The following is a 12,485-nucleotide window of genomic DNA, read 5'->3' as shown; positions in this document are numbered from 1 at the left end:
GTTATTCACAAATTATCTGATCCTTATATTCTACATTTACCCTCTCATAGATGTTCCATCCTTTGCTTGGCATTATCTGCTTGAAGAATATCTCTAACTTCTTAAACTTCCTCTCCAAATCTTCAGCATAACCAAACTCCAGTCTCTGATCTCCCACCTGTGGGTACATTACTACTTTACCTTTACTATTAATATCTATCTGACCAATCTGCATGGCCCAAAACTTATGCTCATTGATGTAATTGATGAGTTCAAATACTTTCGAAGCATATTCATCTTCTGCCACTTCGCCTAAACCCATCAATTGCTCCGTATAACGCCCAGTAACAACCGGTACTCGAGCAGTATATTTAGGCGACACCGGAAGAATGTCTCCATCTTCTCCTATGTATGCATTTCTACCATTGTTAGAAATGAGTCGAGCCACAGGCTTATTCTGTCTTGCCTTTACTACCAAATGACCTTTCAGGTCTCTGTAAACCTCGGCATCCTTTACAAAGCTGTGCGACTTGATTCGTTGTTCAACGGCCTTTAAACTGACTGCATTAAAGCCGTCTCCAAGAATTGAATCGCTCTCATCTTGCATAATAAGCGCCATTACATCCTCTGCATCTACAAAGAAGTTCTCATAGGCATTTTCTATCTCCACATCGATATCTTCCATGTGATACCCCATGTCTCTGTTCTTCACAGAGCTTGCTAAAACCACCAAAATGAAGCACCCTACAACAATGCCTAGCACTCTCAAAACAGTATCTCTATTCTTCATGACAATGCATTTTTTATTGGTTGAACTAATTTGTCTATGTCGCCAGCACCCACGGTTAATAGCACCTCAGGCTGCCATGCTTTTATATTATCTATCAAGCTTTCTTTGCTTGAAATCATTTTCTTTTCACAGCTGATGCCTTCCATTAGCATCTCTGAATTCACTCCTTTAATTGGAAGTTCCCTTGCAGGATATATATCCAGCAAAATCACTTCATCGGCCAAAGACAGACTTTCAGAAAATTCTTGAGCAAAATCTCTAGTTCTGCTGAAAAGGTGTGGCTGAAAAACAGCAGTCACTTTCCTCCCTGCAAACAAGTCTTTCACAGACTTGAGCAATGCTGTAATTTCAACTGGATGATGCGCATAGTCATCTATGAACACCAAGTCATCTCTTTTGATGATGAACTCAAATCTCCTTTTTACTCCTCGGTAGCTTTCTACTCCAGCTTTAATGGAAGTATCATCTGCTCCTAGATGACGGCTTACTGAAATAGCCGCAAGCATATTCTCCACGTTGTGGTAGCCTGGAACATTCAGTCTTATCCCTTCAATAGTTTGTGCTCCATTCTTATAATCGAAGATGAAAGCGGCATCTTCAAAGCGAATATTTTCAGCAGTTATTGAAGCATCCGTCAAGGCGTAACCTTCATAGTTCAGCTCATCATCAGAAATCAATTCGGTAGCCAATTCATTCTTCACGAAGAGCTTACCTTCTTTCTTGATCTTTTTGATGAAATCCTTAAAAGAGTCTTTCAATGCATCCTTATGACCATAGATATCTAAATGATCTGCATCTGCTGCCGTCACCACCGCCCATTCAGGATGAAGTGTCAGGAATGATCTGTCGAATTCATCAGCTTCAATCACTGCGATAGCCTCACTGCTTTCGTTGAGGATCATGTTGGTATCGTAGTTGGCACTGATTCCACCAAGGAAGCCCGCCACATCGAAGCCAGATGCTTTGAGCAAGTGTACAACCATAGATGAAGTAGTAGTCTTTCCATGAGTACCTGCCACAGCAACGCTTCGCATATTCTGGGTAATAATTCCCAAAACTTGCGACCTCTTCAGCACTTCAAAACCATTATCCTTCAACCAATTCAACTCTGAATGATCTTTAGGAATAGCTGGAGTGAAAATGACCAAACTACCTTCAGGATTTGCTTTTACCTGATCATCTATCAGGTCGATATTATCTGTAAAGTGAACCTCAATTCCTTCCTGAGCCAATCGATTGGTTAACTCAGTTTGGGTGCGATCATAACCAGACACACGCTTGCCATTGTGCTTGAACCAACGGGCCAAAGCACTCATACCGATACCACCGATACCGACAAAATAGACGCTATGTATCTTTTCTAAATTCACGCGATGAGTTTCAATATTTCATCTACAATTTCATTGGCCGCATTTGGCTTGGCCATAGCCTTTATGTTAGAGCTCAATTGAGCTTTCTTCTCTTCATCTTTTAGCAACTCAATAGCTCTGTCAATAAGCGATCCCCTTGCCTCAGTATCTTTTACCAAGACAGCGGCATTGCTTTCTACCATGGCCTGTGCATTCTTAGTCTGGTGGTCTTCCGAGACATTGGGTGAAGGCACAAAAATGGTCGGCTTGCCAGCTATACTTAATTCAGAAACCGATAATGCTCCAGCTCTGCTAATCACCACATCGGCCACAGCATAAGCCAAGTCCATTTCTTTGAGAAACTCAAAAAGCTTAACAGAACCATTGTTAACCACCTTAGCAAGTTTTTCCTGCATTTCTGTGTGGTAGAACTTACCACATTGCCACAGCACCTGAACATTAGAATCTATTAGCTTCTCAATATTCTGAATCATACTGTCATTCAATGTTCTCGCCCCAAGACTTCCTCCTAATACCATTAGTACTGGTAAATCTGGATTCAGACCAAAGTGTGTAGCAGCAGTAGCTCTTTTATCGGCTAACTCGGTTATATCTTTTCTAACAGGATTACCCGTTAAAACCACCTTTTCAGCAGGAAAGAATCGATCCATATTTGGATATGCCACACATATCTTTTGGACCTTCTTTGCCAACATTTTATTGGTTAGACCAGCGTAAGAATTTTGTTCCTGTACTATGGCAGGCACCTTATTCTTTACGGCCATTCTCAATAATGGACCAGAGGCGTAGCCCCCAACCCCAACAGCCGCATGTGGCTTAAACCTTCTGATGATTTTTTTACTCTTCATCAGACTGTCGAGCACCTTAAATGGAAAAGAAAGATTGTCTAAAGTCAGCTTACGCTGAAGACCACTGATCCAAAGTCCCTTAATGGTGTAACCAGCCTCGGGCACTTTCTGCATCTCCATTTTACCCTTCGCCCCAACGAACAAAATCTCGGCATCTTCGAAGCGAGCTTTAAACGCGTTGGCAATGGCTATGGCAGGATACACATGTCCTCCGGTGCCTCCACCGCTAATGATCAATCGATATGGTTCTTTCTTTTCGATGATTAAGCTGTTCTTAATTTATTTTTCACTTCGCCATTCATGGCCGAATAATCTTCTTGTTCTCCACGGCTCACACTGAGGATAATTCCCAGAGAAAGGCCAGTGAATAGTAGGGAAGTTCCTCCCATACTTATCAGCGGAAGCGTTTGCCCCGTAACAGGACCAAGACCTACCACAACGCCAATGTTTACCAAAGCTTGAATCACAATAGCAAAGGTGAGCCCTGCCGAAAGCAAGCCGCCAAAAGCCCTATCACTGTTTGCCACTACTCGCATACCTCTGTAGAGCAAAACCAAGTAGAGGAAGAGTACAAAGACACCTCCTACCAAGCCATACTCTTCGATGATAATAGCGTAAGCAAAATCTGAATAAGCCTCTGGCAAGAAGTTCCTCTGAACACTACCACCGGGACCATTCCCAAAAACACCTCCTGTAGCAATAGCCATGTTGGCTACTTTAGCCTGATAAGGCACTTCCGTAGGATTAATGAACGATTCAACCCTGCTCAAAGCCGTAGCTCCACGTTGACCAACCTTCATTGCTATTAACCCGGCAAAAACACCCACTACTAAAAGCATAGCGAGGTATTTCACTGGTACACGACCAATGAAAAGCAAAAGCATACAGGTTGCAAAAAGCAACACCGCGGTAGAGATATTGGTCATGGCGATGAGGGCACAGATACCCCCACACCAAGCCAACATTGGAATTAAAGATTCTTTAAAGTCATCTATCTTTTGCTGGCGTTTGGCCAACATGGTAGCCAAGGCCGCAATCAATGCTAATTTTGCTAAGTCAGACGGTTGAAATTGTAATCCAATGAATGGTAATTGAATCCATCTAGAAGCTCCATTATGACTCTCCCCTTTTAGCCAAGCATAGAGTAAAAGCGGAACAGCCAAAAGCAAAGCATAACGAGTAAGCTTTGAATAATATCTATAATCAATCTTGTGGGCAATCCACATCACGAATAAGGAAAGACCAACCATAACGGCATGTCTTACCAAATACATTTCAGTGTTCACCCCTGCTCTGTAGGCTAATGAGCCTGTAGCCGAATAAACTACTAGAATACCAAAAACAGAAAGGCAAATAACCACCAGCCAGATGACTGGGTCACCCTCAATGTTTTTATCTGTCCAACTTTTTACTTTGTCTAGCATTCTACTTTCCCCCTTGTATCCCCCTGCTAAAGGGGAATTGGGTTTCGTTTATGTTTTTGGTCTCATCTTTACGATGAGGGTTCTTCTTTTCAAATTCCAACCAATCGATCGGAATCTAATTTCTCCCCTCTTAGGGGAGTCCCGAAGCTTCGGGACAGAGGGGTTACCCCCGACCCCTAAAGGGGTGCCTAGTAATCAGAGATCTAGAACAGCTTTCTTAAACTGTTTTCCTCTATCCACATAATTCTGGAACAAATCGAAACTGGCGCAAGCTGGAGAGAGCAATACTACATCTCCTGGCTCGGCAAGTTCTTTTGCCCAGCGTACTGCCTGAATTAAATCGTCAGTAGATTTTACTGTTGGCACCAGGTTTTCGAAAGAAGTGATGAGCTTGGAATTATCTTTTCCCAAGCAGATCAGCGCTTTCACTTTATCCTGCACCAATTGATTTACCAGACTATATTCATTTCCCTTATCAACTCCTCCGGCTATCCAAACAATAGGACTATCGAAGGCATCTAGGGCATACTTTACTGAATCTAGATTGGTTGCTTTAGAGTCGTTGATATACTCTACTCCATCGAGTTCGCGAACAGGTTCTAGCCTATGTTCAGCGCCTTTGAAAGTCTTAAGAGCTTCCAACAAAGCTTCTGGAGAAACGCCAGCTACCAAAGCTGCATTTCCGGCCGCGGCTGCATTCAACGCATTGTGTAGTCCCTTGATTGAGATATCTGCTCTGGGGGCAGATACCTCAATACCATTAGGGACATAAAACAACCTATCATTTTGTATATAAGTTATCTCAGCAGCGTCTCCGCTGAGCGAAAAGGGATGTGCATTTAGGCCATAAGTGGCTTTTGCAATGCCTTCCCCGATTTGGGTGTCATCCTGCCAATAAACAGCATGACGTCCCAGGTGTACAAGGTGAAATATGCGCATCTTAGATGCGATATATTTTTGAAAGTCATTGTCATATCTATCCAGATGATCTGGAGTGATATTCAATAGAACTCCTATTTCTAATTTCAATTCGTAGGAATCGTCTAACTGGAAGCTACTCAGTTCGAGCACATACCAATCAAAGTTTTCAGTCAGCACCTGACGTGCAAAACTTGTCCCTACATTTCCTGCCAGCCCAACATTAAACCCACCAGTTTTTAGTATGTGGTAAGTGAGCATTGCAGTGGTGGTTTTACCATTTGTTCCAGTAATACCAATCAATTTGGCATTGGTGAATTGCGCTGCGAACTCGATTTCTGAAATGATCAGATTTCCGTTAGCTCTAAGCTTTTGAATCAACTCAGCCTTTTCCGGTATACCTGGACTCTTTACAACAAGATCAGCCTGTAGTGCTTTTTCCGTTGTATGCTTCCCAGACTCAAACTCAATTCCATTATCCTGAAGCTCTTTGAGATATTGCTCTTTGATCGACCCAGCGTCAGACACGAAAACCTCATAGCCCTTTGCTTTTCCAAGCAAGGCTGCTCCGATTCCGCTTTCTCCAGCACCTAGTATGACCAACTTTCTTTTCAAGCCTATCTCAGTTTCAATGTTGCCAAAGCAATAATTGCAAGCAGGATTCCCACAATCCAGAATCGCGTAACGATTTTAGGTTCTGGGATTTCCATTTTCTGGTAATGATGGTGAAGCGGAGACATCTTGAAGATTCTTCTACCTTCACCATATTTCTTTTTAGTGTATTTGAAATAGCTCACCTGCAAAATCACAGAGAGGTTTTCTATCACGAAGATTCCGCACAATACAGGAATCAAAAGTTCTTTTCTGAGCACTAAGGCCAAAACCGCTATAATTCCACCTAATGACAGACTACCGGTATCTCCCATAAAGACCTGAGCCGGATAAGAGTTGTACCACAAGAAACCGACACAGGCTCCAACAAAAGCAGTACAGAAGATTACAAGCTCTCCTGAGTTTGGAATGAACATTACATTCAAGTACTCAGAAAATATGGCGTTACCCGATATATAAGCCAGTATAGCCAGCGTCAATCCTATAATAGCTGAAGTACCAGCAGCCAAACCATCGATTCCATCGGTGATATTTGCTCCATTAGAAATGGCGGTCACAAAAAAGATCACAATCAGAATGTAAATAGCGGCCGTAATCAGGTCATTCTCTGTTGGATTAAGTTTGCTGTAGTCCAACTCATTATTCTTAACAAAAGGGATTGTTGTGGTAGTAGACTTTACATCTTCATAATTAATAACAGTATCTCCGCTAGCCTGAATTTCTGTTGGCGTTTCACTGAATTCGCGCACCACTACATCTTCGCTAAAGAAAAGTGTAGCTCCAACAATTAAACCTACCGCAACTTGACCTACTACCTTGAACCTTCCGGCAAGGCCTTCTTTGTTCTTCTTAAATACTTTGATGTAATCATCTAAAAAGCCGATAGCTCCTAAAACCAAGGTGGTTACCAAAAGCAGAATGACATAAATATTTTCCAGCTTGGCGAACAACAGAGTAGGCACTACAATGGCCGCAATTATGATAAGCCCACCCATAGTTGGCGTACCCTTCTTCTGCATTTGACCTTCGAGCCCTAAATCACGTATGGTTTCCCCCACTTGCTTCTTTCTAAGCATAGTAATGAGAGACTCCCCAAAAGTGATAGTGATAAGTAAAGAGACCAATACAGCCATACCCGCCCTGAAGGAGATATACTGGAATACACCAGCTCCGATCAGGTCAAATTCTCTATCTAAGTAGTCGAATAAGTAGTATAACATGCTTAGTTAGGCTTATGTATTAGGTTCAACATTTCACTCAATACTTTTCGGTCGTCAAAGTCATTTCTCACTCCTTTAATTTCCTGATATGTCTCATGACCCTTTCCAGCCACAAGTATGATGTCATTTGGCTGCGCCATAGCACAAGCAGCCTTAATTGCCTCTCTTCTATCTTCGATAGTTAAGGTTTTTCTGAAGTTGGAAGGCGTTATTCCTGCCTGCATATCCTTCAGAATGTCGCCAGGCTCTTCGAAACGCGGGTTATCGGAGGTAAGAATTACCTTATCGCTTAAATCGCAAGCAATCTTAGCCATGATTGGTCGCTTGTCTTTATCACGATTCCCACCACAGCCTACAACTGTAATGACAGTTTCATTGCCTGTTCTGAATTCTTTTATGGTTGAAAGCACATTTTCCAGTGCATCTGGCGTATGAGCATAATCTACCAAAGCGGTAATTCCAGTATTGGTAATTACTTGTTCGAACCTGCCAGGTGCAGGATCCAAATTAGAAAGCTGCTCTAAAACCTCTGTTTCTTCCTCGCCCAGCAATACTGCAGTACCAAAAACCGCCAAGAGGTTATATGCATTGAAATCGCCAATGAGCTTAAACCAAACCGTGTAACCAGAAATATCTAGTTCTAAGCCCTGAAGGGTATTGGATAGTATTTTGGCTTTATAATCGGCAAATGACTTTAAGGCAAACTTATGCTTCCATGCTTTTGTATTCTGGAGCATGATTGGCCCTCGTTTGTCATCATAATTTACTAAAGCGAAAGAACCTGCTGGTAAATTATCGAACAGCAGTTTCTTCGCTTTAATGTACTCATCGAATGTTTTATGATAGTCCAGGTGTTCGTGTGAAAGATTTGTGAAGACAGCTCCTTGATATTTAAGTCCTGCAATTCTGTTTTGCACAATTGCGTGGGAGCTTGATTCCATAAAACAATGAGTACAGCCTTTAGACACCATCTGTGCCAAGGTTTCATTTAAAGTGATAGCATCCGGAGTGGTGTGTGTTGCCGGAAGCTCCTCTTCATTTATTTTGTTGACAACAGTTGAAAGGAGGCCTGTATTATACCCTAGAGCTCTGAACAACTGATGTAATAGCGTAACACAGGTAGTTTTACCGTTTGTACCTGTTACGCCAACTAATTTTAATTTCTCTGATGGGTTGCCGTAGAAGTTGGCAGCCATAAAGCCCAACGCTTTTGAAGAATCTTGCACCTGAATAAAGGCAACTCCTTCAGGTTGGTCTTGAGGCATTTCTTCGCAAATAATGGCAACAGCACCACTTTCAATGGAAGAAGAGATAAACTCGTGCCCATCTACCTGCGTGCCTTTAACTGCTACAAAAGCAGTTCCGTCTTGTACCTTTCTAGAGTCGAAGGCAAGCGATGTTACTTCAGTTTCCATATTACCAGAAACCGACTGTAAGGACACTTTATATAATATGTCTTTTAATGCCGCCATTACCCTAACTCCAATTCTATAGTCCGACCTTTTGAAGCCCTAACACCTGGCCCTAACGACTGCCTTTTGACACGTCCATTACCAGAAATAGAAACTTTCAACCCAATATTCTCGAGGATGTATATAGCATCGCGCAAAGTCATACCTTCCACATCGGGAACTAAGCCAGTATCCTCATGATTTTTTCGCCAAGTAATGGCATTGTTATTTACAGAGCTCCTCACCCATTCACCAGCCTCTTGGTTAGGGTGATTGGAAATACCTAAAAGATTACAAAGCTCATTCAACTCCTCTAATCTTCCCGCACGAATCACAGGAAACGTCCCGTTGTTAGCAGCCGTATATTCAGGAGTAAAGGAATCGTGAATCTCAAGATTCTGAGCATAGATCATGTCTGCAATTTCTTTGAACACCGGAGCTGAAACATCACCTCCATAGCGATTCCACCCCTTTGGGTTATCGATAACTACTATGCATGAATACAGAGGATCTTCAGCTGGGAAGTAACCCGCAAACGAAGCATAATAGCTTTGAGTCATGTAACGACCATTCACTAACCTTTGAGCTGTACCCGTTTTACCAGCAATTTTATAGTGTTCGTTTCTAACGTTTTTGGCAGTTCCTCTTTCCACAACCCCCTCTAACATTAGACGCAATTTCTCGAGTGTCTCGTCTGACGCAATCTTCTTATTCAACACTTTGGCCTTGAAAGTTTCAACAGGCTTATTGGCCCTGTTGATACTCTTTATAAGAATTGGCTGAATCATTTTGCCATCGTTGGCTACAGCGTTATAGAAAGCCAAAGTTTGAAGCGGAGTAAGATTAGTCTCATAACCTACTGACATCCAAGGCAATGTTGTACCATACCACTCAGGATCATCAGGCCCTTTGATTAACGGCTCTCCCTCACCAAGTAATTGAAAACCGAGAGGCTTACCATAACCTGTTCTCTTAATAAGATCTACATATTCTTGTGGATCATCGCCAAAATGATCAACCACAAGCTTTGCTATTCCTACGTTTGAAGACTTCTCAAAAACCTCCTGAACAGTAATCTTGCCGTAACCGCCATTCTTAACATCAGTTAATGTTCTATCGAAAAACTCAATTGTACCTTCACCAGTATCAACAGTATCAGACAAATCAACTTTTCCAGCTTCGAGTAAGGCTAGCATAGAAGCTAACTTAAAAGTGGACCCAGGGTCATTATTGGTTCCTACAGCATGATTATACAATTCAGCATAGCCACCAGAACTCGTTCTCTCAAGGTTAGAAATAGCCTTAATCTCACCAGTTTTTACCTCCATGAGAACAACCACTCCGTACTCAGCCTCATAGGTTGAAACAGCTCTTAACAAAGCATTTTGAGCAACATCTTGGAGGTTTATATCTATGGTAGTATGAACATCGTAACCATCGATTGGACGAACATCGGTTGAAGCATTTACCGGCTTCCAATTTCCACCAGCCACTCTTTGAAAGAGTCCTTCACCATTTTTACCCGCCAAATAATCTTCAAAACTTGCTTCGACACCAACAAGCCCTCTGCCTTCATTATCAAGAGAACCAACTGTTCTTTGTGCCAAGCGCCTGAAAGGCCTATGCCTTTCGTCCTCTTTTTCAAAAATAACACCACCCCTCATCTGGCCTTTTCTAAAAATTGGCCACTGTAACATCTCTAGCCTGTCTTGATAATTCACCAACTCTCGGTTAAGCACCAAGTAGCGGCTCTTCATTTGCCGAGCCTCCGAGATCTTCTTCTTATAGTAGTCTGAAGAATGATCTCGGAAAAATTTCGACAATAGGTATGAAAGGGAGTCTATTTTAGACGTAAATGTTTTATCATCGACCAACGAGGGATCAAATGCCAGCTTGTAAAACGGAAGTGATGTAGCTAACAGGTCTCCGCCATCGGCATATATATTGCCACGAGTGGCTTTAATAGTTCTATAATCGAGACTACTTTGCTGAGCCATTTCTCGCCAGTGATCTCCATCGATCATCTGAACCTCGACAAGCTTATAGACTACGGCCAAAACAAACAAAACCGCAACCAAGAAAGCTATTCGAACACGAAGCAGTATGGATCGCTTAATATTCATCTTTGTCTACAATGATTTTGATTGGCGGCTCTTTACTCTCTTCCAAACCAAGATCTTTAACCTTCTTGGCCACTTCAGACTGCTTACTGCTGTACATGTACTCCGCTTCTAGCGTAGTTACATCCGCGCGCAAATCTTCCACTTCTCCTTCTAGTTTATCCAGCGTTCTGGTAGACCTTTCGGCATAGTGGTTGTTCCATACGTAGACAATACCCAACAGAACTGCGAAAATCACCTTAGGCATATATTTAACAGGAAAGCCTGTCTCGAAGGCCTTGCCTAACTTTAAACCAGACGACAAAAACCCGAAGAATCCCTTCCCCGAGCCCTGATTTTCCGATTTAACTTTAAACCTGTTTTGTGCCATCTTCAATACGCTCAGCTACGCGAAGTTTCGCACTTCTCGATCGGCTGTTTTCTGTTAGTTCTTGTTGGTTTGCCGTTACCGGCTTTCTATTCACTGCCCCAAAGGGCTTTAATTCGTTTCCAAAAAAATCTTTCTCCACATCGCCAAAGACCTTGCCCTTGTTGATGTAATTCTTCACCATTCGGTCTTCCAGAGAATGGTAGCTCATCACCACCAATCGACCTCCTGGCTTCAGCACTTCTGCACTTTGACTTAAAAAGTCTTCCAACACAGCCATCTCTTCATTCACCTCTATTCTGATGGCCTGAAAAACCTGCGCGTAGTACTTGAATTCTTTTCCTCTTGGCGCAAACTTCTTCAGCAGCTCTATCAGATCGAAAGTAGTCTGAAATGGCTTCGAGAATCTTTGAGAGACAATTGCAGCAGCCACAGACTTTGCATTTCTGATCTCACCATAGATTCCGAGTATTTTATGCAACTCCCTTTCTTCATATTCATTCACCACGGTTTTAGCAGATTTAGCAGCCGACCTATCCATTCTCATATCCAATTCAGCATCACCGCGAGTTGAAAACCCACGAGAAGCCTCATCTATCTGATGAGAAGAAATTCCCAGATCAGCCAAAATTCCATCTACCTGCCTTACACCATGCAGTTTTAGGTAGCGCTTCAAATACCTGAAGTTGGCTTGTACAAATGTGAAAGAACGATTTTCTATAATCTCAGCATTCGCTTTTGCGTCCACATCTTGATCGAAACCAAAAAGCTTTCCGCCATCAGACAAATGCTTTAATATCTCTTTTGAGTGCCCTCCACCACCGAAGGTCACATCAACATAAATTCCGTCAGGTTTGATATTGAGCCCTTCAATACATTCTTTCAGCATTACGGGCACATGATATTCAGCCATCACTTGTTAATCTTCTGCCAAGTACTTTTCGGCCAATTTGGAGTATTCCGAAGTGTCGTTGATGAGGTTTTCTTCATACAGATCAGGATTCCATATCTCCACACGATTACCCAAACCCACCAAGACCACATCCTTTTCCAGCGAAGCAAAACTCATCATTCTTGCAGGGATATTAATTCTCCCAGAACCGTCCATCTCTATTTCTAGATTCCCACGGAAGAAGCTTCTCTGAAACCTCCTGTACTCTTCATTAAACTCGCTCAATGACCGAACGCGGTTGATAATCTTTTTATACTCGAGCATTGGATACAACACCAAACATGACTCAAAGCCCCTCCTAAGAACAAGCTCCTGAGCAGCCACATCAGGCAACGCTGCTTTCACCTTTGCAGGCAAAGCCAACCTTCCTTTTGCGTCTAGCTTACAGTCATATTCTCCAGTAAAAAAAGTCATTACACACCTGAACTAATACA

The 12,485-nt window shown here is 42.4% G+C and carries 11 protein-coding genes; all 11 read right to left on the bottom strand.

Going from position 1 to position 12,485, the window contains the following annotated elements; genetic code table 11:
• Nucleotide 1 precedes the first annotated feature (1 nt).
• The 11 genes from AWW68_RS11195 to mraZ all read right to left on the bottom strand — a co-directional run bounded on the left by AWW68_RS11195 (nt 2) and on the right by mraZ (nt 12,465).
• Entirely contained in the window at nt 2-769 is a 768-nt protein-coding gene (locus AWW68_RS11195) for a cell division protein FtsQ/DivIB (protein WP_068220991.1), read from the bottom strand.
• Complete coding sequence (gene murC / locus AWW68_RS11190) at nt 766-2,139, bottom strand: UDP-N-acetylmuramate--L-alanine ligase (protein WP_084375666.1); 1,374 nt, start codon at nt 2,137-2,139, stop codon at nt 766-768. Before murC ends, AWW68_RS11195 begins: the two co-directional genes overlap by 4 nt.
• A complete protein-coding gene (gene murG, locus AWW68_RS11185; RefSeq protein ID WP_068221381.1) occupies nt 2,136-3,221 on the bottom strand; it encodes an undecaprenyldiphospho-muramoylpentapeptide beta-N-acetylglucosaminyltransferase in 1,086 nt (361 codons plus the stop codon). Before murG ends, murC begins: the two co-directional genes overlap by 4 nt.
• A 29-nt stretch (nt 3,222-3,250) precedes the next feature.
• Complete coding sequence (locus AWW68_RS11180) at nt 3,251-4,411, bottom strand: FtsW/RodA/SpoVE family cell cycle protein (RefSeq protein ID WP_068220985.1); 1,161 nt, start codon at nt 4,409-4,411, stop codon at nt 3,251-3,253.
• A 195-nt stretch (nt 4,412-4,606) separates the two neighbouring features.
• The gene (murD, locus tag AWW68_RS11175) at nt 4,607-5,944 is read right to left on the bottom strand and encodes a UDP-N-acetylmuramoyl-L-alanine--D-glutamate ligase (protein WP_068220981.1); all 1,338 of its coding nucleotides are present in this window, start codon (nt 5,942-5,944) and stop codon (nt 4,607-4,609) included.
• Between the two features lie 2 nt (nt 5,945-5,946).
• Nucleotides 5,947-7,161 carry a phospho-N-acetylmuramoyl-pentapeptide-transferase gene (mraY, locus tag AWW68_RS11170; RefSeq protein ID WP_068220978.1) on the bottom strand — a complete coding sequence of 405 codons (1,215 nt, stop codon included), beginning with the start codon at nt 7,159-7,161 and terminating at the stop codon, nt 5,947-5,949.
• Nucleotides 7,162-7,163: 2 nt separating this feature from the next.
• The gene (locus tag AWW68_RS11165) at nt 7,164-8,633 is read right to left on the bottom strand and encodes a UDP-N-acetylmuramoyl-L-alanyl-D-glutamate--2,6-diaminopimelate ligase (protein WP_068220975.1); all 1,470 of its coding nucleotides are present in this window, start codon (nt 8,631-8,633) and stop codon (nt 7,164-7,166) included.
• The gene (locus AWW68_RS11160) at nt 8,633-10,735 is read right to left on the bottom strand and encodes a penicillin-binding protein (RefSeq protein WP_068220972.1); all 2,103 of its coding nucleotides are present in this window, start codon (nt 10,733-10,735) and stop codon (nt 8,633-8,635) included. Before AWW68_RS11160 ends, AWW68_RS11165 begins: the two co-directional genes overlap by 1 nt.
• The gene (locus tag AWW68_RS11155; RefSeq protein WP_068220969.1) at nt 10,725-11,102 is read right to left on the bottom strand and encodes an FtsL-like putative cell division protein; all 378 of its coding nucleotides are present in this window, start codon (nt 11,100-11,102) and stop codon (nt 10,725-10,727) included. The genes AWW68_RS11160 and AWW68_RS11155 overlap by 11 nt, the downstream gene beginning before the upstream one ends.
• Nucleotides 11,083-12,012 carry a 16S rRNA (cytosine(1402)-N(4))-methyltransferase RsmH gene (gene rsmH / locus AWW68_RS11150; RefSeq protein WP_068220967.1) on the bottom strand — a complete coding sequence of 310 codons (930 nt, stop codon included), beginning with the start codon at nt 12,010-12,012 and terminating at the stop codon, nt 11,083-11,085. Before rsmH ends, AWW68_RS11155 begins: the two co-directional genes overlap by 20 nt.
• A 6-nt stretch (nt 12,013-12,018) precedes the next feature.
• Complete coding sequence (gene mraZ / locus AWW68_RS11145; protein ID WP_068220963.1) at nt 12,019-12,465, bottom strand: division/cell wall cluster transcriptional repressor MraZ; 447 nt, start codon at nt 12,463-12,465, stop codon at nt 12,019-12,021.
• Nucleotides 12,466-12,485 lie beyond the last annotated feature (20 nt).

The sequence above is a fragment of the Roseivirga spongicola genome, assembly GCF_001592965.1.
In the GTDB taxonomy this organism is placed as follows: Bacteria; Bacteroidota; Bacteroidia; order Cytophagales; family Cyclobacteriaceae; genus Roseivirga; species Roseivirga spongicola.
The sequence above is the reverse complement of the archived record's forward strand: the minus strand, read 5'-3'. Positions and strand labels throughout refer to the sequence as shown.